General features: G+C 66.4%; 14 protein-coding genes, 3 rRNA genes and 1 pseudogene. 5 read left to right on the forward strand and 13 right to left on the reverse strand.

Annotated features, from left to right (window positions below):
- Positions 1-23 precede the first annotated feature (23 nt).
- From F9C11_RS00965 to F9C11_RS00975, 3 genes are all read right to left on the reverse strand, one after another.
- Positions 24-1,154, reverse strand: coding sequence for an anion permease (locus F9C11_RS00965; RefSeq protein ID WP_409183071.1), 1,131 nt, complete (start codon positions 1,152-1,154; stop codon positions 24-26).
- Between the two features lie 94 nt (positions 1,155-1,248).
- Positions 1,249-1,998: a type 1 glutamine amidotransferase gene (locus F9C11_RS00970; RefSeq protein WP_409183072.1), complete on the reverse strand. Its 750-nt coding sequence runs from the start codon at positions 1,996-1,998 to the stop codon at positions 1,249-1,251.
- A gap of 17 nt (positions 1,999-2,015) precedes the next feature.
- Entirely contained in the window at positions 2,016-2,411 is a 396-nt protein-coding gene (locus F9C11_RS00975) for a rhodanese-like domain-containing protein (protein ID WP_409183073.1), read from the reverse strand.
- 126 nt (positions 2,412-2,537) lie between these two features.
- Here F9C11_RS00975 and F9C11_RS00980 point away from each other — a divergent pair, with 126 nt between their 5' ends.
- Entirely contained in the window at positions 2,538-2,975 is a 438-nt protein-coding gene (locus tag F9C11_RS00980; protein ID WP_409183074.1) for an Lrp/AsnC family transcriptional regulator, read from the forward strand.
- Between the two features lie 123 nt (positions 2,976-3,098).
- Here F9C11_RS00980 and rrf read toward each other — a convergent pair.
- From rrf to F9C11_RS01010, 6 genes are all read right to left on the reverse strand, one after another.
- Positions 3,099-3,215, reverse strand: a 5S ribosomal RNA gene (gene rrf, locus F9C11_RS00985).
- 82 nt (positions 3,216-3,297) lie between these two features.
- Positions 3,298-6,415, reverse strand: a 23S ribosomal RNA gene (locus F9C11_RS00990).
- 285 nt (positions 6,416-6,700) lie between these two features.
- A 16S ribosomal RNA gene (locus F9C11_RS00995) occupies positions 6,701-8,220 on the reverse strand.
- Together the 16S, 23S and 5S rRNA genes form the textbook arrangement of a ribosomal RNA operon.
- 679 nt (positions 8,221-8,899) lie before the next feature.
- Positions 8,900-10,486, reverse strand: coding sequence for an amidase (locus tag F9C11_RS01000; RefSeq protein ID WP_409183075.1), 1,587 nt, complete (start codon positions 10,484-10,486; stop codon positions 8,900-8,902).
- Positions 10,487-10,530: 44 nt separating this feature from the next.
- Entirely contained in the window at positions 10,531-11,874 is a 1,344-nt protein-coding gene (gene glnA / locus F9C11_RS01005) for a type I glutamate--ammonia ligase (protein ID WP_009073159.1), read from the reverse strand.
- Positions 11,875-11,938: 64 nt separating this feature from the next.
- Positions 11,939-13,228, reverse strand: a complete 1,290-nt coding sequence (locus F9C11_RS01010; RefSeq protein ID WP_409183076.1) for an MFS transporter — start codon at positions 13,226-13,228, stop codon at positions 11,939-11,941.
- Positions 13,229-13,320: 92 nt separating this feature from the next.
- On the opposite strand from F9C11_RS01010, the gene F9C11_RS01015 reads away from it, so the two are divergent.
- Positions 13,321-13,956, forward strand: coding sequence for an LppX_LprAFG lipoprotein (locus F9C11_RS01015; RefSeq protein WP_409183077.1), 636 nt, complete (start codon positions 13,321-13,323; stop codon positions 13,954-13,956).
- Positions 13,957-13,996: 40 nt separating this feature from the next.
- Here F9C11_RS01015 and F9C11_RS01020 read toward each other — a convergent pair whose 3' ends face one another.
- Positions 13,997-15,574, reverse strand: a complete 1,578-nt coding sequence (locus F9C11_RS01020) for an alpha/beta hydrolase (RefSeq protein ID WP_409183078.1) — start codon at positions 15,572-15,574, stop codon at positions 13,997-13,999.
- 144 nt (positions 15,575-15,718) lie between these two features.
- On the opposite strand from F9C11_RS01020, the gene secA2 reads away from it, so the two are divergent.
- Complete coding sequence (gene secA2, locus F9C11_RS01025; RefSeq protein ID WP_409183079.1) at positions 15,719-18,058, forward strand: accessory Sec system translocase SecA2; 2,340 nt, start codon at positions 15,719-15,721, stop codon at positions 18,056-18,058.
- Between the two features lie 103 nt (positions 18,059-18,161).
- Positions 18,162-19,883 carry an NAD+ synthase gene (locus F9C11_RS01030; protein ID WP_409183080.1) on the forward strand — a complete coding sequence of 574 codons (1,722 nt, stop codon included), beginning with the start codon at positions 18,162-18,164 and terminating at the stop codon, positions 19,881-19,883.
- A gap of 175 nt (positions 19,884-20,058) precedes the next feature.
- On the opposite strand, the pseudogene F9C11_RS01035 reads toward F9C11_RS01030, so the two are convergent.
- A pseudogene (locus F9C11_RS01035) lies at positions 20,059-20,182 on the reverse strand (diacylglycerol kinase family protein); the annotation flags it as partial.
- Between the two features lie 170 nt (positions 20,183-20,352).
- Between F9C11_RS01035 and F9C11_RS01040 the strand changes: the two are divergent.
- Positions 20,353-20,886, forward strand: coding sequence for a methylated-DNA--[protein]-cysteine S-methyltransferase (locus F9C11_RS01040; protein ID WP_409183081.1), 534 nt, complete (start codon positions 20,353-20,355; stop codon positions 20,884-20,886).
- Between the two features lie 497 nt (positions 20,887-21,383).
- Here the strand turns inward: F9C11_RS01040 and F9C11_RS01045 are convergent, their stop codons facing one another.
- Together F9C11_RS01045 and F9C11_RS01050 are read right to left on the reverse strand one after the other, a co-directional pair.
- Positions 21,384-21,965 carry a DinB family protein gene (locus tag F9C11_RS01045; RefSeq protein WP_409183082.1) on the reverse strand — a complete coding sequence of 194 codons (582 nt, stop codon included), beginning with the start codon at positions 21,963-21,965 and terminating at the stop codon, positions 21,384-21,386.
- A 7-nt stretch (positions 21,966-21,972) separates the two neighbouring features.
- Positions 21,973-22,566: a hypothetical protein gene (locus F9C11_RS01050; RefSeq protein WP_409183083.1), complete on the reverse strand. Its 594-nt coding sequence runs from the start codon at positions 22,564-22,566 to the stop codon at positions 21,973-21,975.
- Positions 22,567-22,832: the final 266 nt, after the last annotated feature.

Raw genomic sequence — 22,832 nt, forward strand, 5'->3', positions numbered from 1 at the left:
ACCGTAGCCGGACTCGGGGCGGTTCAGGCAGCCAGGCGGTCCGGTTCGGTATCGGCGGCAGAGGGTTCGGGGACCTGGAAGCTGTGCGCGGTGACGGGTTTGCGCCGGGAGAGCAGGTAGATCCCGGCGGCGAAGAGAATTCCGGCGACGCCGACCGCGATGGTCCCGGCCTCGCCGAGCGAGGCGATCTTGCCCGCCGCCGCGCCGACGATCGCCGCCGCGGGCAGCGTGAACAGCCACGCGAGCACCATCCGGCCGGCCATCCGCCAGCGCACCGGAGCCTCGCGACGGCCGACGCCGGACCCGATGATGCCGCCCGAGCAGACGTGCGTGGTCGACAGCGGGAAACCGAGGTGCGAGGACAGCAGGATGACGACCGCGCTGCTGGTCTGCGCGGAAAATCCCTGCGGGCCTTCGATGTCGGTGAGGCCCTTGCCGAGGGTGTGGGTGATCCGCCAGCCGCCGAGATAGGTGCCGAGCGCCAGCGCGGACGCCGCACTGACGATCACCCAGACGGGCGGCGCGGACCCGGCGGGGAGGCTGCCCGCGGCCACGAGCGTCAGCGTGATGACGCCCATGGTCTTCTGCGCGTCGTTGGTGCCGTGCGCGAGCGAAACCAGCGACGCGGAAACGATCTGTCCGACCCGGAATCCGCGCCCGCCGCGCTTGCGCACCAAGAACCGGTAAACGAAGTAGGTGACCGCGGCCGCCGCCACCCCCGCGATCACCGGCGACGCGGCGGCCGGGACGAGCACCTTGTCGACGATCTTGCTGAAGTGGACGGAGTCCGCGCCCGCGGACACCCAGGTCGCGCCGATCAGGCCGCCGAACAGCGCGTGCGACGAACTCGACGGGAGGCCGACGTACCAGGTGAAGAGGTTCCAGACGATCGCCCCGATGAGCCCGCCGAACACGATGGCGGGCCCGATCCTCGTCTCGTCGACGAGTCCGCTGGAAATCGTTTTCGCGACCTCGACCGACAGGAACGCGCCGGCCAGGTTCAGCACCGCGGAGATCGCGACGGCGACGCGGGGCCGGAGTGCTCCGGTGGCGATCGAGGTCGCCATCGCGTTCGCCGTGTCGTGGAAGCCGTTGGTGAAATCGAAAACCAGCGCCGTGCAGATCACGACGACAACGAGCAGCGAGGGGTCCACCCCGACCTCCGAACCCTACGGAAATACCTCTCGCAAGGTACCTGACCGTTTGGGTGAACCGTTAACTCGCCGTAAGTGATTCCGACGTCATCCGTTAAGCCAGCGGCAACTGGCGTTGACTTTCCGGAGCCGCCTCCAGCTGACCGGCGGCCAACTGGACGAACCGGCGCGCGAACGGACGCCAGGTCTCGGCGATGTCCGCGTGCGCTGAGATCAAGGTGTCGTCCTCCAGCGCGCCCGGACGGGTGAGTTCTGCCATTTCCGGCTCCGCCTCGGCCCAGGCGCGGACGACGTCCGGCGTCGTCTCGATGTGGAACTGGACGCCGTAGACGCACCGGTTCATCCGGTAGGCCTGGTGCGGGTACTTCGGCGTGGACGCGAGCAGCTCGGCGCTCTGCGGCAGGACGGTGATGACGTCGCGGTGGAACTGCAGGACATCCGGGAGGAAGGGCATGTCCGCGAAGAGCGGATCGACCCACGCGGCGTCCTTCTTGGACACGAGCCCCGGCCCGACCTCGGGCCCGGACCCGCCCTCCGCGACCTGCCCGCCGATCGCGACCGCGAGCAGCTGCGAGCCGAGACAGATCGCGAGCGTCGGCACCGCGTTGCCCGCCGCGGCGGCGAGAAGCTTGCGGACGTCGGCGAGCCAGGGGTGTTCGGCGTCGTCGAGCGCACCCATGCCGCCGCCGAGACAGACCACCCCGTCGTACCCGTCGAGACTCGCCGGCAGCTCCTGCTCCGGCGGCAGCCGCACGTCGAGTTCCGCGCCGGCCTCGGTGAGCCACTCCCCGAGCGGGCCGATGGGATCGCTGGCATCGGGCTGGATGATGAGCAGACGAGTCACGGCGTCCAGGGTACGGCCTATCCGGCCTCCGTCGGGTAGCCGTGGGCGAGCCAGGTCGTGATGCCGCCGGAGAGCCGTTTCACCGTGAAGCCGAGCCGCGCGAGCCGGTATGCGCCCTGGGTGGCGGCGTTGCAGTAGATGCTCTCGCAGTAGCAGACGTAGACGAGATTCCGGTCGAGGTCACGGGTGCTTTCCTCGGTGATTTCCCGGTACGGCAAGCAGATCGCGCCCGGCAGGCGAGCTTCCGCGTACGCCCCCGGACTGCGGGTCTCGACGAGGACATATCCGTCGGTGCGCCCGTCGGCGAGGTCCAGGGCGAGGTCGACCGGGTCGACCTCGAAGGCGAGTTCGCGCCCGAAGTACTCGACGGCGCTGGAGGCTTCGCTGGGGAGGGAGAGGATGCGAGGTTTCACGGTGTTGATCCTCTCGTTCCGGTCCGGGTTCCGGACAGGGGAAGATCCAGGTGTTCCGCCGTCCTCACCAGGGTTTCCCGGGTCTGGACGGCAGTTGGCCTGGAGTTCCTGGAGAGAGTTGCCGCGATGGACCTGGACGATGTCGACCGGCACCTGTTGGAGCTGCTGCAGACCGACGGCCGCCTGACGTTCTCGGAGCTCGGCCGCCGGGTCTCGCTGTCCGCTCCCGCCGTGACGGAACGGGTACGCCGGCTGGAACAGCGCGGGGTGATCACCGGCTATGCGGCCCGCGTGGATCCGGAGAAGCTGGGCCGCCCGATCCAGGCGATCGTCCGGGTCCGAGTCCGCAGCCTGGACGGTCCGCGCTTCCGCGAGACGATCCTGCCGCTGCCGGAAATCACCGACGCCGACCACGTCACCGGCGACGAATGCTGGCTGCTCCGTGTGCACTGCCGCACGACCGCGGAGCTGGAGCACTTCGTGGAACAGGCCCAACGCTACGGCGAGACGACGACCTCGCTGGTGTTCTCGTCTCCGGTGCGCGGCCGCGGGCTGTCGCTGTGACCCGGACACGACAAAGGGCCCGGACCCACGCGGGGGTCCGGGCCTTTTCCGACCGGGAAATGAGTCTGGGCCCCGGGAGAACCAGCGAGGGTTCTCGGACCGGGGCCCAGACTGTCACGTTAAGTTCGGCGGTGTCCTACTCTCCCACAACCCTTCGGTTGCAGTACCATCGGCGCAGTCAGGCTTAGCTTCCGGGTTCGGAATGGGACCGGGCGTTTCCCTGACGCTAAAACCACCGAAACACTCCGAAACAACACACACCCCCCACATGGTGGGGCCGGTGTGGTGTTTCAGAACCGTAGAGTGGATGCGCAACATCTTCGTAGGCAAGTCCTCGGCCTATTAGTACCAGTCAACTCGACAACACATTACTGTGCTTCCATTTCTGGCCTATCAACCCAATCGTCTCTTGGGGGCCTTAACCCGCAAAGGGGTGGGATACCTCATCTTGGAACAGGCTTCCCGCTTAGATGCCTTCAGCGGTTATCCCTTCCGAACATAGCCAACCAGCCATGCCACTGGCGTGACAACTGGCACACCAGAGGTCCGTCCGTCCCGGTCCTCTCGTACTAGGGACAGCCTTCCTCAAGTATCCTGCGCGCGCGGCGGATAGGGACCGAACTGTCTCACGACGTTCTAAACCCAGCTCGCGTGCCGCTTTAATGGGCGAACAGCCCAACCCTTGGGACCTACTCCGGCCCCAGGATGCGACGAGCCGACATCGAGGTGCCAAACCATGCCGTCGATATGGACTCTTGGGCAAGATCAGCCTGTTATCCCCGGGGTACCTTTTATCCGTTGAGCGACACCCCTTCCACCAGGAGGTGCCGGATCACTAGTCCCGACTTTCGTCCCTGCTCGACATGTCTGTCTCACAGTCAAGCTCCCTTGTGCACTTGCACTCGACACCTGATTGCCAACCAGGCTGAGGGAACCTTTGGGCGCCTCCGTTACCCTTTAGGAGGCAACCGCCCCAGTTAAACTACCCATCAGGCACTGTCCCTGAACCAGATCATGGTCCGAGGTTCAGATTCCCAATCCGACCAGAGTGGTATTTCAACAACGACTCCACAATGACTAGCGTCACCGCTTCACAGTCTCCCACCTATCCTACACAAGCCGAACCGAAAACCAATACCAAACTATAGTAAAGGTCCCGGGGTCTTTCCGTCCTGCCGCGCGTAACGAGCATCTTTACTCGTAATGCAATTTCGCCGGGCCTGTGGTCGAGACAGCCGGAAAGTCGTTACGCCATTCGTGCAGGTCGGAACTTACCCGACAAGGAATTTCGCTACCTTAGGATGGTTATAGTTACCACCGCCGTTTACTGGCGCTTAAATTCTCAGCTTCACCCCCGAAGGAGTTAACCGGTCCTCTTAACGTTCCAGCACCGGGCAGGCGTCAGTCCATATACATCGTCTTGCGACTTCGCATGGACCTGTGTTTTTAGTAAACAGTCGCTTTCCGCTGGTCTCTGCGGCCAACCACCGCTCCGCCCGCAAGGGGCATCACAGCGCTTGGCCCCCCTTCTCCCGAAGTTACGGGGGCATTTTGCCGAGTTCCTTAACCACAGTTCACCCGATCGCCTTGGTATTCTCTACCTGACCACCTGTGTTGGTTTGGGGTACGGGCCGTGCATGCACTCACTAGAGGCTTTTCTCGACAGCATAGGATCACCCACTTCGCCTCAAACGGCTACGCATCACGTCTCAGCCTATATGCCATGCGGATTTGCCTACATGACGGCCTACACGCTTACACCAGGACAACCATCGCCTGGCGGAGCTACCTTCCTGCGTCACCCCATCGCTTGACTACTACGGAATCAGGTCCCACGCTCCACACACGAACTCCGTCCGAAGACATCGTCCGCGGCTTCGGGTGGTTAGTGTCAACCGCCTCGCCATGGGCGCACATGCTCGGGTACGGGAATATCAACCCGTTGTCCATCGACTACGCCTGTCGGCCTCGCCTTAGGTCCCGACTTACCCTGGGCGGATTAGCCTGGCCCAGGAACCCTTGGTCATCCGGCGGCAGAGTTTCTCACTCTGCATTCGCTACTCATGCCTGCATTCTCACTCCCGCACCCTCCACGACTCGCTTCCGCGGCCGCTTCCCTGGATGCAGGACGCTCCCCTACCCATCCACACCACTGCACAAGAGCCCGAAAGCTCTCGCGGATGTATTGTGTGAATGACACAGCTTCGGCGGTGTGCTTAAGCCCCGCTACATTGTCGGCGCAGGACCACTTGACCAGTGAGCTATTACGCACTCTTTCAAGGGTGGCTGCTTCTAAGCCAACCTCCTGGTTGTCTGGGCAATCCCACATCCTTTCCCACTGAGCACACACTTAGGGGCCTTAGCTGGTGTTCTGGGCTGTTTCCCTCTCGACGACGAAGCTTATCCCCCGCCGTCTCACTGCCGCGCTCTCACTAACCGGTATTCGGAGTTTGGTTGATTTCGGTAACCCGGTAAGGCCCCTAGACCATCCAGTAGCTCTACCCCCGGCAAGAAACACGCGACGCTGCACCTAAATGCATTTCGGGGAGAACCAGCTATCACGGAGTTTGATTGGCCTTTCACCCCTACCCACAGCTCATCCCCTCAGTTTTCAACCTAAGTGGGTTCGGGCCTCCACGACGTCTTACCGTCGCTTCACCCTGGCCATGGGTAGATCACTCCGCTTCGGGTCTAGACCACGCGACTACATTCGCCCTATTCAGACTCGCTTTCGCTACGGCTACCCCACCCGGGTTAACCTCGCCACGCAGCACTAACTCGCAGGCTCATTCTTCAAAAGGCACGCCATCACCCGAAGGCTCTGACGGCTTGTAGGCACACGGTTTCAGGTACTCTTTCACTCCCCTCCCGGGGTACTTTTCATCTTTCCCTCACGGTACTCGTCCGCTATCGGTCTCCAGGAAGTATTTAGGCTTACCGGGTGGTCCCGGCAGATTCACAGCAAATTCCACGAGCTCGCTGCTACTCGGGAACACCACCAAGACCTACGACGACAGCTTTCGCGTACGGGGCTCTCACCCGCTCCGGCCGCCCGTCCCAAGGCGTTCCGCTAACCATCGCGTACATCCGGAGAAATGTCAGTCTCTCCAAGGTGGGTCCCACAACACCGCCTGCACAACGCCTGACAGCTTGACATGCAAACGGTTTAGCCTCTTCCGCTTTCGCTCGCCACTACTCACGGAATCACTTTTGTTTTCTCTTCCTGCGGGTACTGAGATGTTTCACTTCCCCGCGTTCCCTCCACACCGGCTATATATTCACCGGCGGGTAACACCACATCACTGGTGCTGGGTTTCCCCATTCGGAAATCCTCGGATCACAGCTCGGTTGACAGCTCCCCGAGGCATATCGCAGCCTCCCACGTCCTTCATCGGCTCCTGAAGCCAAGACATCCACCATGTGCCCTTAACAACTTGACCACAAAGATGCTCGCATCCACTCTACAGTTCTCAAACACCACACCAGAAACAACGTGTGTTGCCTCAGGACCCAACAGCGCGCCAGCAAACATGAACACCGCCCGGCACCACACCCCGGGATTCCACGATCGCAAGCGATCAGTACTAACCGGCGGCAGCGCCACCACGAGTTCACATAAACCAGTAGTTCCACAATTCCTTGAGCAAGCCCGGCAACACCGCATTCGGATGTTAAACCGAGCCCACTCCCAGCCACGCTGGACCGGGATGTGTTGTGCTCCTTAGAAAGGAGGTGATCCAGCCGCACCTTCCGGTACGGCTACCTTGTTACGACTTCGTCCCAATCGCCAGTCCCACCTTCGACCACTCCCTCCCTTGCGGGTTGGGCCATGGGCTTCGGGTGTTACCGACTTTCATGACGTGACGGGCGGTGTGTACAAGGCCCGGGAACGTATTCACCGCAGCGTTGCTGATCTGCGATTACTAGCGACTCCGACTTCACGCAGTCGAGTTGCAGACTGCGATCCGAACTGAGACCGGCTTTAAGGGATTCGCTCCACCTCGCGGTATCGCAGCCCTCTGTACCAGCCATTGTAGCATGTGTGAAGCCCTGGACATAAGGGGCATGATGACTTGACGTCATCCCCACCTTCCTCCGAGTTGACCCCGGCAGTCTCCCACGAGTCCCCGCCATGACGCGCTGGCAACGTAGGATAAGGGTTGCGCTCGTTGCGGGACTTAACCCAACATCTCACGACACGAGCTGACGACAGCCATGCACCACCTGTACACCAACCACAAGGGAAGCCCCATCTCTGGGGATGTCTGGCGCATGTCAAGCCCAGGTAAGGTTCTTCGCGTTGCATCGAATTAATCCACATGCTCCGCCGCTTGTGCGGGCCCCCGTCAATTCCTTTGAGTTTTAGCCTTGCGGCCGTACTCCCCAGGCGGGGCGCTTAATGCGTTAGCTACGGCACGGACAACGTGGAATGTCGCCCACACCTAGCGCCCAACGTTTACAGCGTGGACTACCAGGGTATCTAATCCTGTTCGCTCCCCACGCTTTCGCTCCTCAGCGTCAGTATCGGCCCAGAGACCCGCCTTCGCCACCGGTGTTCCTCCTGATATCTGCGCATTTCACCGCTACACCAGGAATTCCAGTCTCCCCTGCCGAACTCAAGTCTGCCCGTATCGACCGCACGCTCCACGTTAAGCGTGGAGATTTCACGGCCGACGCGACAAACCGCCTACGAGCTCTTTACGCCCAATAATTCCGGACAACGCTCGCACCCTACGTATTACCGCGGCTGCTGGCACGTAGTTAGCCGGTGCTTCTTATCCAGGTACCGTCACTCTCGCTTCGTCCCTGGCGAAAGAGGTTTACAACCCGAAGGCCGTCATCCCTCACGCGGCGTCGCTGCATCAGGCTTGCGCCCATTGTGCAATATTCCCCACTGCTGCCTCCCGTAGGAGTCTGGGCCGTGTCTCAGTCCCAGTGTGGCCGGTCACCCTCTCAGGCCGGCTACCCGTCGTCGCCTTGGTAGGCCATTACCCCACCAACAAGCTGATAGGCCGCGGGTTCATCCCATACCGCCGGAACTTTCCACCACTGAGGATGCCCCCAGTGGTCGTATCCGGTATTAGACCCAGTTTCCCAGGCTTATCCCAGAGTACAGGGCAGATTACCCACGTGTTACTCACCCGTTCGCCACTCATCCCCGGCCGAAACCGGTTCAGCGTTCGACTTGCATGTGTTAAGCACGCCGCCAGCGTTCGTCCTGAGCCAGGATCAAACTCTCCAACAATGAACAGTTCGATCGAGACTACTCTCAATCATATTCTCAAAGGAAACCCCGACGAGGGGGTTTCATATAAGCTCTACTGGCTTAGTTCACTAGCACACTGTTGAGTTCTCAAGCAACACACCCCGAACCAGCCCCGGAATCAACCAGGCCAAGCTCGATGCGTTATTTCAAGCTTTTGGTCGAGCATGCCGGTACCTACGAGGTTAGTCGTAGGGAGTCGGCGGCCGCTCGTGGGCCGACGCTGAACATTACCTGGTCCGTTTCGCGGTGTCAACCCGCTCGGCCCTGGCTCCTAGTCGGTGAGGCTTTCGGCCCCGCCGACCCGGTGTTCCTGGCGACGAAGAGAAGATTACATGCCTTCCAACCACCCGAAAACAGGGGGGTCACTTAACGGCATCGCGCCTGGTCAGAGCGTTGCCAGCGGCCGGATCCGGCCGGTTCGAGACCCGCGGACCGCGCGCGGAGGGGCCGCGGAAGGGCTCCAAGTGACCCAGGTCTCCCCCATCGGACGAACCTCCCGCTGCCGCAGAAGTGGGCAGCCAGCCCAACTCAGCAGGTCAGAGCGCTGCCCGGCAACTTCCGGCAAGAGCCAGCTCGCCCGTAACGCAAACCGCCGGTCAATGCAGTGCATTGACCGGCGGCCACAAACCTTCACCCACTCCGGGCAACCCCGAACGGCTTACCGAGGCAACGTGGGCAGATACCGAGGAGGAACCCGCACCGGCGCGACCCGCAGGTAGTCCGCGGCCAGCGCGAGCATCTTCCCGTCCGTCCACTGTCCGCCCATGAACGAAATCCCGACCGGCAGCGGTCCGACCGAACCGGCCGGGACGGTGACGTCCGGATACCCCGCCACCGCGGCCGGCGTCGAGGACGGGATCACGTCGTTGTCCCCGACCTTGCAGTCCGTCTTCCAGGCGGGCGGGTTCGTCGGCGACGCGATGGCGTCCAGGCCGTGCTTCGCGAGGGTCTCGTCCAGCGACCGGCGCGCGAGGTCGGTCAGCTCGGCCCGGTTCTTCAGATAGGTCGGATCCTGCGGGCCGGGCGCGGCGAGCGCCTGCTCGAACAGCTCCTGACCAGCGAAGCAGGTGCGTTCCAGCGGGTCAGCGCGGTTGTACGCGATGAGGTCGGCCAGGTTCCGCGGCCCGGTCGGGCGCGTGGCGAGGTAGGCGTCGATGTCGCGGTGGAACTCGGTCAGCAGTGCCGGGAACTCCAGCTCCGAGAGCCGGTCCTGGTACGGCAGGCTGACCTCGACGACCGTCGCGCCGGCGCGTTCCAGCGCAGCCTTCGCCTTGCTGACCACGGCGTCCGTGTCCGGGCCGAGCACCGGCAACCGCCACAGGCCGATTCGCGCGCCGCGCAGGACGCCGGGGCGGAGGAGTTTCGCGTAATCGGTGGGCTGGGTCGACGGGTAGCGCAGGGTGGCCGGGTCGGACGGGTCGCGGCCCTGCAGCACCGAGAGCGTCAGCGCGGTGTCGACGACGTTGCGTGCGATGGGTCCCGCCGTGTCCTGTTCCGCGGAGATCGGCACGACACCGGTGCGGCTGACGAGCCCAAGGCTCGGCTTGTGCCCGACGGTCGCGGTCATCCCGGCCGGGCACACGATCGACCCGTCGGTCTCGCTGCCGATCGCGACCTGCGCGAGCGACGCGGCGACGCCGGCCGCGGATCCGGCGGACGAACCGCAGGGGTTGCGGTCCAGGACGTACGGGTTGTTGGTCTGCCCGCCGACCCCGGACCAGCCGGAAGTCGGCTTCGCGGCGCGGAAGTTGGCCCATTCCGACAGGTTCGCCTTGCCGAGGATCACCGCGCCGGCCTCGCGCAGCCGGGTGATCAGCGTGGCGTCCTTGGCCGGGCGGCTCCGCAGCGCGCGCGAACCGGCGGTGGTCTGCTGGTCGCGGGTGTCGACGTTGTCCTTGACCAGCACCGGGATCCCGTCGAGCGGGCCGAGCGTGTGGCCGGTGCGGTGCCGGACGTCGCTGGCCGCGGCTTGCGCGAGCGCGGCCGGATTGAGCGCGAGGACGGCGTTGACCTTCGGGTCCAGCACTCGGATCCGGGCGAGGTACGCGCTGGTCAGCCGGGTCGCGGTGAGCTGCCCGGACGCCATCCGGCGCTGCAGCGACGGGATGTCGGCGCGGTCGAGGTCGAAGTGCAGCCCGGCGGCGTCGATCTCGGGTTCAGCCGCCATCGCGACCGCCGGCGGCGCGGTGGCCAAGCCCGCCGCCGCGACCAGTGCGGCGAGTACGGCGGGCAGTCTTTTTCCCATGTTCCGATGCCTCCCCAACGTCGGAGCACGGCCCGGGGCCCGCGTCAGAGCATCGGCAACAGGGTCCGGAGCTCGTACGGAGTGACCGCGCTCCGGTAGTTGTCCCACTCGACCCGCTTGTTGCGCAAGAAGAAGTCGTAAACGTGCTCGCCGAGCGCTTCCGGCAGCAGCTCCGACTTCTCCATCTCGGCGAGCGCCTCGCCGAGGTTCTGCGGCAACTGCGAGTAACCGGCGGCGCGGCGCTCGGAGTCCGACAGCTGCCAGATGTTGTCCTCGGCCGGCGGCGGCAGCTCGTAGCCCTTTTCGATGCCTTTCAGCCCCGCGGCCAGTATCACCGAGTAGGCCAGGTACGGATTGCACGCCGAGTCGAGCGTCCGGATTTCGACGCGCCGCGACGACGCCTTGCCCGGCGAGTACATCGGCACGCGCACGAGCGCCGACCGGTTCGCCCTCCCCCACGACACCGTCGTGGGCGCCTCGCTGCCGCTGATCAGCCGTTTGTAGGAATTGACCCACTGATTGGTGACGGCGGAGATTTCCTTGGCGTGGTGCAGGACGCCGGCGACGAACGCCTTGCCGGTCTCGGACAGCTCGTGCGGGTCCTCCGCGTCGTAGAACGCGTTGCGGTCGCCTTCGAACAGGCTTACGTGGGTGTGCATGCCCGACCCGGGCTGGTCGGTGAACGGCTTCGGCATGAAGGTCGCGCGCACGCCCTGGGTCAGCGCGACCTCCTTGACCACGTAACGGAACGTCATCACGTTGTCGGCCATGGTCAGGGCGTCGGCGTAGCGAAGGTCAATTTCCTGCTGCCCGGGCGCGCCCTCGTGATGGCTGAACTCGACCGAGATGCCCATGGCCTCGAGGGTCTCGATGGCGTGCCGGCGGAAGTGCGTCGCCGTGGCGTGGCTGGCCTGGTCGAAGTAGCCGCCGTTGTCGGCGGGCTCGGGTTCGCTGCCGTCGTCGGGCAGGTTGGCGAGCAGGAAGAACTCGATCTCCGGGTGCACGTAGCAGGTGAACCCGGCTTCGCTGGCCTTCGACAGCTGGCGGCGCAGCACGTGCCGCGGGTCGGCCCAGGACGGCGATCCGTCGGGCATCGCGATGTCGCAGAACATCCGGGCGGAGTACGGGCCGCCCTCCGGGGTCTCCCACGGCAGCACCTGGAACGTGGACGGGTCGGGTTTGGCGACCATGTCCGACTCGTAGACGCGCGCGAAGCCCTCGATGGCCGAGCCGTCGAACCCGATGCCCTCGCTGAACGCGCCCTCCAGTTCGGCGGGCGCGACCGCAACGGACTTCAGGAACCCCAGCACGTCGGTGAACCACAGGCGAACGAAACGGATGTCGCGCTCTTCCAAGGTGCGGAGCACGAATTCCTGCTGGCGATCCATGGCCGAACCCTAACCAGCACGTGTTAACGCCATGTTTCACGGGTCACCCACCACGGCGGCGAGGTCACGCCACCTGCGCGAGCTGGGGTTTCCGGGTCTTCCCTGATCGGGTGATCGACAACGACGCGACCGAGGCGATCACCGCGAGCCCGGCGGCGACGTACCAGGCGACCGCGTAATCGCCGAGCTGGTCGCGCACCGCGCCGGCGGCGGACGCCGCGAACGCCGCGCCCAGCTGGTGGCAGGCGAAAACCCAGCCGAACACGATCGGACCGGCTTCGCCGAAGGCGCGGATGCAGAGCGCGACCGTCGGCGGGACGGTCGCGACCCAGTCGAGGCCGTAGAAGAGGATGAACGCCCACATGCTCGGCTGGACCGAATCCGTGAACAGCTGCGGCAACAGGGCGAGCGAAACTCCCCGCAACGCGTAATAAACGCCGAGCAGGATCCGCGGGTCGACGCGGTCGGTGAGCCATCCCGACGCGATCGTTCCCACCACGTCGAAGACGCCGACCAGCGCGAGCAGGCTGGCCGCGGTCGTTTGCGGCATGCCGTGGTCGTGCGCGGCCGGGACGAAGTGCGTGCTGACCAACCCGTTCGTGGTCGCCCCGCAGATGGCGAACCCGACAGCGAGTAACCAGAAGGTCCGGGTGCGCGCGGCCTGGAACAGCACGGACAGTCCTCGGCGGACAGTGCCGACCTTTGGTGCCGGACGCTCCACTTCGGTGCCTTCGGGCGCTCCGTACGCGACAGTGCCGATGTCGGCGGGGTGGTCGCGTACGGCCAACAGCACGACCGGGACCACCGCGAGAGCCGCGATGGCGATGACCATCGACGCCGTCCGCCAGCCGTCGTCCACCGCGAGCGACGCGATCAACGGCAGGAAGATCAGCTGTCCGGTCGCCCCGGCAGCGGTCAGCACGCCGGTGACGACGCCGCGGTGGCGGACGAACCAGCGCGTCGCGACCATCGCGGCGAAGCTCATCGCCATCGAGCCGGTGCCGAGGCCGACGAGCACGCCCCAGCAGAGGATCAACTGCCAGCTGGCGCTCATGAAGACGGTGCCGCCCGCGCCGAGAGCGACGACGCACAGCGCGGTAGCCGCGACCCGGCGGATGCCGAACCGCTCCATCAGCGCGGCGGCGAAGGGCGCGAAGAGGCCGTACAGGACGAGGTTGACCGAGACCGCGGAGCCGATCGTGGCGCGGGACCAGCCGAACTCTTCGTGCAACGGATCGATCAGAACACCCGGCGCGGCTCGGAAGCCGGCGGCGGCGAGGAGGGCGACGAACGCGGCCGCCGCGACGAACCAGGCGCGGTGCAGGCGGCGGGCGGGACGAGTCTCAACGGTCACGAGCAGTCAGTCTGGTGTGCCGGAAGCGTTGTCGACAGTGGCCGGAAGGACACTATCCGAAAGGATCGGGCCAGCCGAGTAGGCTTTCGGCCATGCTCAGCCGACGTGTCCTGCCGGCGCTGCTGCTCCTCGGGCTGGTCGGCGGTTGCACCGCGGCACCCCCCTTGCCCGCGGCGGACGGGTTGCTCGCCGCCGCCAAGACGAACTTCGCCCAGGTCTCGAGCCTGCACTTCTCGGTCGGCGTCAACGGGGTCCTGCCCGGCCTGCCGATGACGAAGCTCGTCGGCAACGCGAACCTCAAGAACGGCGGCCAGGCGAGCGGAAGCGCGGAATTCACCGATCGGTCGTTCTCGTTCACCGTCTCCGGGCACACCGCGACCACAAAGGACACGAAGGGTCGCGAAACGAACGGCCCCACGCCCTTCACCGTCGACCGGTTCCTCGGCCCGCACGGCGGCCTGGTCCGTCTCCTCGACTCGCTCCAGCAGCCGAAGACCGAAATCCGCGAGACGATCCAGCACGTCGACGGCTACCGCGTCGGCGGAACCGTTCCCCAGGCGGTCGCGGCGAAGCTGGTACCGCAGATCCGCGCTGACGTGAACGTGAAGGTCTGGGTGACGGCCGCGGAGCCGCGCCGCTTCGCTCGGATGTGGCTGCAGGTGCCGCCGGCTACGGAGCGCGACAGCCCGGTGATGTACGAGGTGCTGCTGACGGATCAGCAGCCTTGACAAGCGCCGGTTGGTGGCTCGCCCAAGCGAGCCACCAACCTCAGTTGGCCTTGCAGCGAGTGCCGTCCGGAGGCGTCGTCCCGTCGATCAGGTAAGCAGTGCCCGCCTTGTCGACGCACGCGTTGCCCTGCAGGAACACCGTGTGCTGAGTCCCCTCGAAGGTGAGCAGCGAGCCCTTCAGCGCCTTCGCGAGGTTCACGCCCGCCTGGTACGGCGTCGCGGGGTCGTTCGTCGTGGAGATCGTCAGCGTCTTCGGCAGGCCTTCGACGTTCGGCTCGTGCGGCTTCGACGTGTTCGGCACCGGCCAGAACGCGCACGCGTCGCGGGCGGAGCTGGCTTCGCGGCCGTCATCGAGGAACGGCGCGGCCTTTACGTACTTCTCCTGGGCTTCGAGGATCTGCTTCGAATCGGTGACGCGCGGGTCGTCTACGCAGCGGATCGCGGTGAAGGCGTCCTGCGTCGTGCCGTAGCTGCCGTCCGGATTGCGCTCGTTGTAGATGTCGGCCAGCTTCTCGAGCGTGGTGCCGCGCTGCAGCTTCAGCTCGTTGAGGCCGGTGTTCAGGTACTCCCAGAGATTCTGCTGGTAGAGGGCCTGGATGGCACCGGTGGTGGCGTCCTCGTACGAGAGCTTGCGGCCGTCGCCCACCGGAACCGGGAAGTCGATCAGCCGGCGCGTGAGGTCTTGAAACTGCTTCGTCGCGTCGGCCGGGTTGTGGCCGAGCGCGCAGTCCTGACGCGCCGCGCACCACTTCGCGAACTCGTTGAACGCGCCGCCGAAGCCTTGGCCTTGCGCGACGAGCGACTCTTCTGGGCTCTGCGTCGGGTCGACAGCGCCGTCGAGAACGAGCGCGCGCACGTTCTTCGGGAAGGTCTCCGCGTACGTGGAGCCGATGCGCGTGCCGTACGAGTAACCGAGGTACGTGAGCTTCTCGTCGCCGAGGACGCTTCGCAGCACGTCCATGTCCTTCACGACGTCGCGCGTACCGACGTGCGCGAGCATGTCGTCGCCGTACTTCGTCCGCTGTGTGCACTTCGCGGCGAAGTCCTTCTGTTCCGCTTCCTGCTTTGCGACACCCGCGGGAGAACCGTCGGTCTCGCTGTCGTCGGCACGGTCGGCGTCGCGCTCAGGTCCGGTCAGGCATTTGATCTGCGGTTCGCTCGCGCCGATCCCCCGCGGGTCGAAGCCGACGAGATCGAACCGGTCGCCGAGATCGGACTTCGACACCTGGTCGAGCAGGCTCGCCGCGGCCACCATGCCCGAAGCGCCCGGTCCGCCCGGGTTCACCACGAGCGAACCGATTTTGCCGCCCGCCTCGCTCGCGCGGTGCCGCAGCACGCCGATGGCGATCGTCTGCCCGTCCGGTTTGTCATAGTTCAACGGAACGGTGAGGCGGGCGCACTCGATGCCCTGGGTCTTGAAGGCGGACCGGGCGTCGTCCGAGGTCGCGTAGGGTGCACAGGCGGACCAGGTCATGCTCTGCCCGTAGAACCGCTCCAGTCCGGCGGGCACCGGGCCGACCGGCGCGTGCGATTCGACCGTCGGCGAGGGCGCGGCCTGGCCGGAGTCGGACGCGCACGCCGCGAGCGTGGTCGCGAGCACGCCGGCAGCCGCTAACACGACTATCGGATGGACTTTCGGGCTGGCGCTGGGATGACGGGACACGGTTTGATCGTGCCATCCGGGCGCGGAACTCGAACGCACCGTCGGCGCGTTGGGCAGTGCGGGTGCGACCGGAGACACATCGACACGAGGAGACCAGGGGTGGCACTGATCAGCCGAGTGGGCAAGCGGCTCCGCCGGATCATCCAGCGGCCGGGCAGCGTCGAGCTGACCCGCTACGAAGCGCTGCTGCCCGCCGTCGAGAAGCTCGAGCCGGAGCTGGAGAAACTCGCCGACGCCGAGCTGACCGAGCGCGCGGGCGAGCTGCGGGACTCCATCGGCGGGGCCGCCTCGTTCACCGACAGCCAGCTGATCGAGATCTGCGCGCTCGGCCGCGAGGCCGCCCGGCGCAAGCTCGGCGAGCGGGCCTTCGACGTGCAGCTGCTCGGCACCATGGGCCTGCTCACCGGCCACGTCGTGCAGATGGAGACCGGCGAGGGCAAGACGCTCGCCGGCGCGCTGGCCGCCGCGGGATACGCGTTGCGCGGCCGCCGCGTGCACGTGGTCACGGTCAACGACTACCTCGCCCGCCGCGACGCGGAGTGGATGGGCCCGGTGTACGACCTGCTCGGCGTCACCGTCGGCTGGGTCGAACCGGCGCATGCGAAGGAGGAGCGCAAGGAGGCCTACGGCAAGGAGGTCACCTACGGCGCGGTCGCCGAGATCGGCTTCGACGTGCTGCGCGACCGGCTGGTCACGCACCCCGACGACCTGGTGCAGAAGGCTCCCGAGGTGGCGATCGTCGACGAGGCCGACTCGGTGCTGGTCGACGAGGCGCGCGTGCCGCTGGTGATGGCCGGTTCGATCGACCACAACGACGCGGACGAGGAGGTCGCCAAGATCGTCCGGCGGCTGCGGCTCGGCCTGCACTACGAGACCGACTCCGAGGGCCGCAACGCGTGGCTGACCAGCGCCGGAGCGTCGGTCGTGGAGAAGTCGCTCGGCGGCGTCGACCTGTACGACGAGTCCGGCTCGGACCGGCTCGCCGCGGTGAACGTCGCGCTGCACGCGCACGCGCTGCTCACCCGGGACGTCGACTACCTGGTCCGCGACGGCAAGGTGCAGCTGATCAACGCCGCCCGCGGCCGCGTCGCCGAACTGCAGCGCTGGCCGGACGGCCTGCAGGCTGCGGTCGAGGCGAAGGAGCAGGTCACGGCCACCGACCGGGGCGAAATCCTCGACTCGATCACCGTGCAGGCGCTGCTCGCGCGCTACCCCGAGGTCGCGGGCATGACCGGTACCGCGGTCGCGGTCGCCGAGCAGCTGCGCGAGTTCTACAAGCTCGAGGTCGCGGTCATCCCGCCGAACACCCCGAACGTCCGCGAGGACCTGCCGGACCGCGTCTTCGCCTCGCCGTCGCAGAAACTGCGCGCGATCGAGGAGGAGATCCGGACGGTGCACGAGACCGGGCGGCCGATTCTCGTCGGCACCCAGGACGTCGCCGAATCCGAGGAACTGGCGGAGAAGCTGGCGAAGGTCGACCTGCCGTGCGTCGTGCTGAACGCGCGCAACGACGCCGAAGAGGCCGCGATCATCGCCGAGGCGGGCAAGAAGGGTGCGGTCACCGTGTCCACGCAGATGGCGGGCCGCGGTACCGACATCCGGCTCGGCGGCAGCGACGGCGCGTCCCGCGAGGAGGTCGCCGCACTGGGCGGGCTGCACGTGATCGGCACCGCGCGGTATCCGTCGAGCCGCCTCGACGGGCAGCTGCGCGGCCGGTCCGGACGGCAGGGCGACCCGGGCAGCGCGATCTTCTTCGCGAGCCTCAACGACGACCTCGTGCTGTCGAACGCGCCGGACCTGCCGGACGGCATCGACGCGGACCCGGAGACCGGCGAGATCACCGACCCGGCCGCGCACCGGCAGCTCAACCACGCCCAGCGCGTCGCCGAGGGCGTCGACCTGGAGATCCACCGCAACACCTGGCGCTACACCCGGCTGATCGAGCGGCAGCGCGCTGAGCTGCTGGAACACCGCGACAAGGTGCTGCACACCGGGCTCGCGGCCGAGGAGCTGGAGAAGGCGCAGCCGGAGAAGTTCGCCGAGCTGAAGGAGAAACTGGACGACTCCGACCGGCTCGAGCAGGTGTGCCGCGAGGTCCGGCTGTTCCACCTCGACCAGCTGTGGTCGGATCACCTGGCGTACCTCACCGACGTGCGCGAGAGCATCCACCTGCGCGCGCTGGCCCGCGAGACGCCGCTGGACGAGTTCCACCGCGCGGCGATCCCGGAGTTCCACAAGATCATCGCCGAAGCCGCGTCGCGGGCGGCGAAGACGCTTGAGGAAGCCGAGATCACCGACAACGGCCTCGACCTCGAGGAAGTCGGCGTGCGGCGGGCGAACACCACGTGGACGTACCTGGTGCACGACAACCCGTTCGACTCGGACTTCGAGCAGACGGTGAAGAAGGTGCGCAGCATGATGCGGATGAAGAAATCCTGATTCCTTCTTTCGGAGGGCTCCTCGCCGCGGGTGAGGAGCCCTTCGCCGTTCTCTGGCTCACCTCCGCGTAGTTTCTGTCGGTGCGGTGGGACAGAATGGCGGTATGCCGCAACTGCGCATCGCACTGGCCCAGGTCAACACCACCGTCGGCGACATCGACGGGAACACCGCGCTCACCGTCGAGTGGGCCCGCAAGGCCGCCGAGGCGGGCGCGCACGTCGTCGTGTTCCCGGAGATGTCCCAAACCGGTTACCCGGTCGAGGACCTCACGCTCCGGCGCACGTTCGCCGAAGCGTCCCGGCGTTCGGTGACCGAACTGGCCCGCCGGCTCGACGAGGCGGGCTGCGGCGAGGTGCTCGCGTACGTCGGCTACCTCGACCACGACGAGGTCGGCCCGCGCGACGCCGCGGCCGCGTTGTACCGCGGCGAGGTCGTGGCCCGGCAGTTCAAGCACCACCTGCCGAACTACGGCGTGTTCGACGAGCACCGGTACTTCAAGCCGGGCACCGAGCTTGAGGTGCTGCGGCTGCACGGCGTCGACATCGGCATGGTGATCTGCGAGGACATCTGGCAGGACGGCGGCCCGATCTCCGCGCTGGGCAAGGCCGGGGTCGACCTGGTGGTCGCGCCGAACGCGTCGCCGTACGAACGGTCGAAGGACGAACAGCGGCTGCCGCTGATCGCCCGGCGAGCGGCGGAGGCGGGTGCGCCGCTCGTGTACACGAACCAGGTGGGCGGACAGGACGATCTGGTTTTCGACGGCGACTCGCTGGTGGTCGGTGCGGACGGGACGCTGCTCGCGCGGGCGCCGCAGTTCGTGGAGCACCTGCTGGTGCTGGACCTGGACCTGCCCGCTTCGGGCGCGGCTGCCACGGGCTCGTTCGAGGGCTTGGAAGTGCACCGGCGGGTTTTGAATGACTCGCCACTGGCTGAGTACTCGCCGCTGGTCGCTCCGACGATCAGCGAACCGCTGTCGGACGAGGCCGAGGTGTGGTCGGCGCTGGTCGTCGGACTGCGCGATTACGTGCACAAGAACGGCTTCTCGACGGTCACTTTCGGCTTCTCCGGCGGAATCGACTCGGCAGTGTGCGCGGCACTCGCGGCGGACGCACTCGGCGGGGACAACGTGTACGGCGTTTCGATGCCGTCGAAGTACTCGTCCTCGCACTCACGGGACGACGCTTCGGACTTGGCGGAGCGGATCGGTGCCCACTACCGGGTCGAGCCGATCGGCGACATGGTCGACGTTTATGTCAACCAGCTGCGGCTGACCGGGCTCGCGGAGGAGAACATCCAGGCTCGGGTGCGCGGGATGCTACTGATGGCTCTGTCCAATCTGGACGGACACCTGGTGCTGGCGACCGGCAACAAGACCGAACTGGCCGTCGGCTACTCGACCATTTACGGCGACGCGGTCGGAGCGTTCGCGCCGATCAAGGACTTGTTCAAGACGCACGTGTGGCAGCTGGCGCGGTGGCGGAACGAGGAGGCGGTCAAGCGAGGGGAAACGCCGCCGATCCCGGAAAACTCGATCACGAAGCCGCCGTCGGCGGAACTGCGGCCGGACCAGAAGGACTCGGACTCGCTGCCGGATTACGAACTGCTGGACGACATCCTGGACGACTACGTCGAGAACGACCGCGGGTACGTGGACCTGATCGAGGCGGGCTTCGACCCGGAGACGATCGACCGGGTAGTGCGGATGGTCGACCGAGCGGAGTACAAGCGGCGGCAGTACCCGCCGGGCACGAAGATCACGTTCAAGGCATTTGGCCGGGACCGGCGGCTGCCGATGACGAATGGGTGGCGGGAGCGGAAGGCCTGAGCGGGGGTTGTGGCCGCGGTGGTTGAGGGGCGCGCGGCCGGTGGGGTGCCCCGGTCGTTGGGGTTGGGGCGCGCGGCTGCGGGCTGACCCGGCCGGTGGCGTTGGGGGCGCGCGGCTGCGGACTGACCCGGTCGGTGGCGTTGGTTGAGGCGCGGTCGGCGAGGTTAGCCGGACAGGCGCGGCTGGAATCAGCGAGGAGGCCGTTGCCGACCTCGTTGACCGTGCCGTCGCCGCCGTGCGTCACCACCAGGTCGTAGCCATCGCGCCGCCGAACGGGCTGTCGCGAGTGCGTGCCCGCGGCGAAGTCGGCTGGGCAAGTCCGGCTGACTGGGATTTCCGGCTCCACAGACCGGTTTCCGACTCGGCTGACTGCTGCACTTCCGGGCTCACCACTGCGGGTGGCGGGGGCTGCAGGGTCGTGTCGTTTTCTCGCCAGTTTCTGTCGGTGCCGGGTCGTACGCTGGGCGGTATGACGGTTGGGTACACGGTGTTCGACACCCCGATCGGTGCGTGCGGCCTCGCCTGGCGGGACGGTGCGGTGATCGGGACCGCGCTTCCGGGCAGCACGGCTGAGCGGACGCGCGCGAACCTCGCGAAACGCTTTCCGGACGCGGTGGAGTCGCCGGTGCCGGAGGAGTTGCGCGTGGTGGTGGAGGATGTCGTCGCCCTGTTGTCGGGGGAGGCTCGCGATTTGCGTGCGGCTCCGCTGGATTACCGGGATGTGCCGGAGTTCAACCGGCGCGCGTACGACGTCGCGCGTGCGATTCCGCCGGGGAAAGTGCTGACGTACGGGGACATCGCGCATCAACTGGGTGCGCCGGGATCCGCGCAGGCTGTCGGGCAGGCGATGGGGAACAACCCGTTTCCGATCATCGTGCCGTGCCACCGGGTTTTGGGCGCCGGCAAGAACACGGGCGGCTTTTCGGCTCCGGGCGGCGTCGAGACCAAACGGCGGATGCTGGTGATCGAGGGAGCGTTTCCGGAGGAGCCGACGCTGTTCTGACAGACCGGCCGCGGGGACCGGTCTGCTCTCGGTTCTTGAACGGAAGGTCTTGGTCCGTCGGGAGTTTGGATGTGCTCGGTCGGATTCCCGCCGCACCCCCAGTGCCGCTGGACGCCAACCGAGCGCACCGAACTCGCCGGGCAAAGGACGCGGGTGGCCGAAGCTGCCCCAGTCGGCAGCTCGCCCCCATCGCTGTCAGTCAGCCGATGGCCTCCGTCCAACCCGCAATCCAGCCAGCCGAACGAACCGGCCGTGCAGACCGCTCGCCGACCAGGCCACCGATCCGACTAGTGGTCAAGAACGGCTGGCTCGGCGATCGCTCAACCAACACGGCCGGAGCGCGGCACTTAGTCAGCCGAATGCCCGGTCGGCGCTCGCCGCAGTGCGCCAGCTGGCCGGGTCATTGCCATCCAAAGCGCTCGACAGCCAGCAGTTGCCGGAAAACCAATCCGGACAGCGCAGCTAACCGAGCGATGGGCCCGGTGCGAAAAGCAGCGTCACTCCCCCGGTTTCCACGGCTTCAGCCACGCCGTCTCCGGCCAGCCTTCTGCCGCGGCTTGCAGGGGCATGGCGGTGGCTCCGTCGATGGACTCGCGGACGATGTCGGCGTGGCCGGCGTGCCGGGCGGTTTCTTCGATCAGGTGCAGCAGCACCCAGCGCACGGACCAGGCCGACGCGTCGTCCGGGAACCAGGGGACGTCCTTCGGGATCGGGACTTCCTGGTTCAGGTCCTCGATCCCCGTGATGACCTCTTCGGTCCTGGCCGCTACCTGGTCGTAGGCGGCGATGACCGAATCCAGCGTTTCGTCCGGGCCCAGGCGGTAGTTTTCCTGGTAGGCCGCCATGCTTTCGGCGAAGGGCTTCGGCTCGATTTTCAGCACCAGGTCGATCCAGCCGCTTTCGGTGGACGACACGTGTTTCAGCAGGCCGCCTACGCTCAGGGCGCTCGCGCTGGGCACGGCGCGCGCCTGGTCGTCGGTCAGGCCGTACGCTGCGATCTTCATCGCCTGCCGCTGTTGTGCCAGGAAACCGAGCAGCCCGCTGCGTTCGTCGGGGGTCGGGGAGAGTTTGCCAGCCATGGTGGCCTCACTTCCGGTGTCTGTTGCTCCGCAGCATCGCACCCGCCACCGACAATTTCCGGCCGCTGACCGGAACGGGAGTCTGCACGACGTACGCGCCACCGAGCACGATCTCCACCGCGTGCACCACCAGCTGAACCCGGGTGAACACGCCCTCCAGGTGCCCGGCCAGCGTCGACACCACCACCAGCGCCCACGCGATCAGCACGAGCACCAGGCCGCCGACTGCCCAGCCTCGCCAGCCCTCGGGCCACCAGAACACCAGGCTCAGCGCGCCGAGGACGAAGGCCGCGCTGAGCAGATGCGGGGTCACGACGGTCTCCGGGACCCCGGCGTACACCATCAGCACGATCCCGAACGCCGACACCGAAGCTGACGTCAGCCGCCCGGTCCAGTGCACTGGCGCGAGCCGCATCAGGGCCGGGCCGGTGAGGAAGAAGGCCAGGCCGCCGATGGCCGTCAGGACTGGGAAGACCGGCTGCGCGTAGAACAAATCCCAGACCGGCTGGTCGGTCAGCGACACCCCGGTCTGCATGAAGAACTCCAGCAGCCACGCGGAATAGCCCGCCAAACCCAGTCCGAGCAGGACTATCGAAGCCACCCGCGCAGCATGCACTTGCCCACCCTAAGCGAATCTCTGCGACGAAGTGCCGGATGGTGTCACACCCGTGACTTACCGGAGGTTCCGGACACCATCCGCTACCACGAACTCACGCACCGAATCCCTGGTGGAGGCTACCGGATCGTGGTTGGCGGACGGCCAATACCTGCCTCCGGGCCGGGGACCTCGGGGTTTGGACGGGCAGGGTGGGCGGGGCCGGTTGTGGGGCTGGCGTGTGTCGGCAAGTGCCGACATTTGCGGGGCCG

This window comes from Amycolatopsis sp. VS8301801F10 (genome assembly GCF_046195355.1).
In the GTDB taxonomy this organism is placed as follows: domain Bacteria; phylum Actinomycetota; class Actinomycetes; order Mycobacteriales; family Pseudonocardiaceae; genus Amycolatopsis.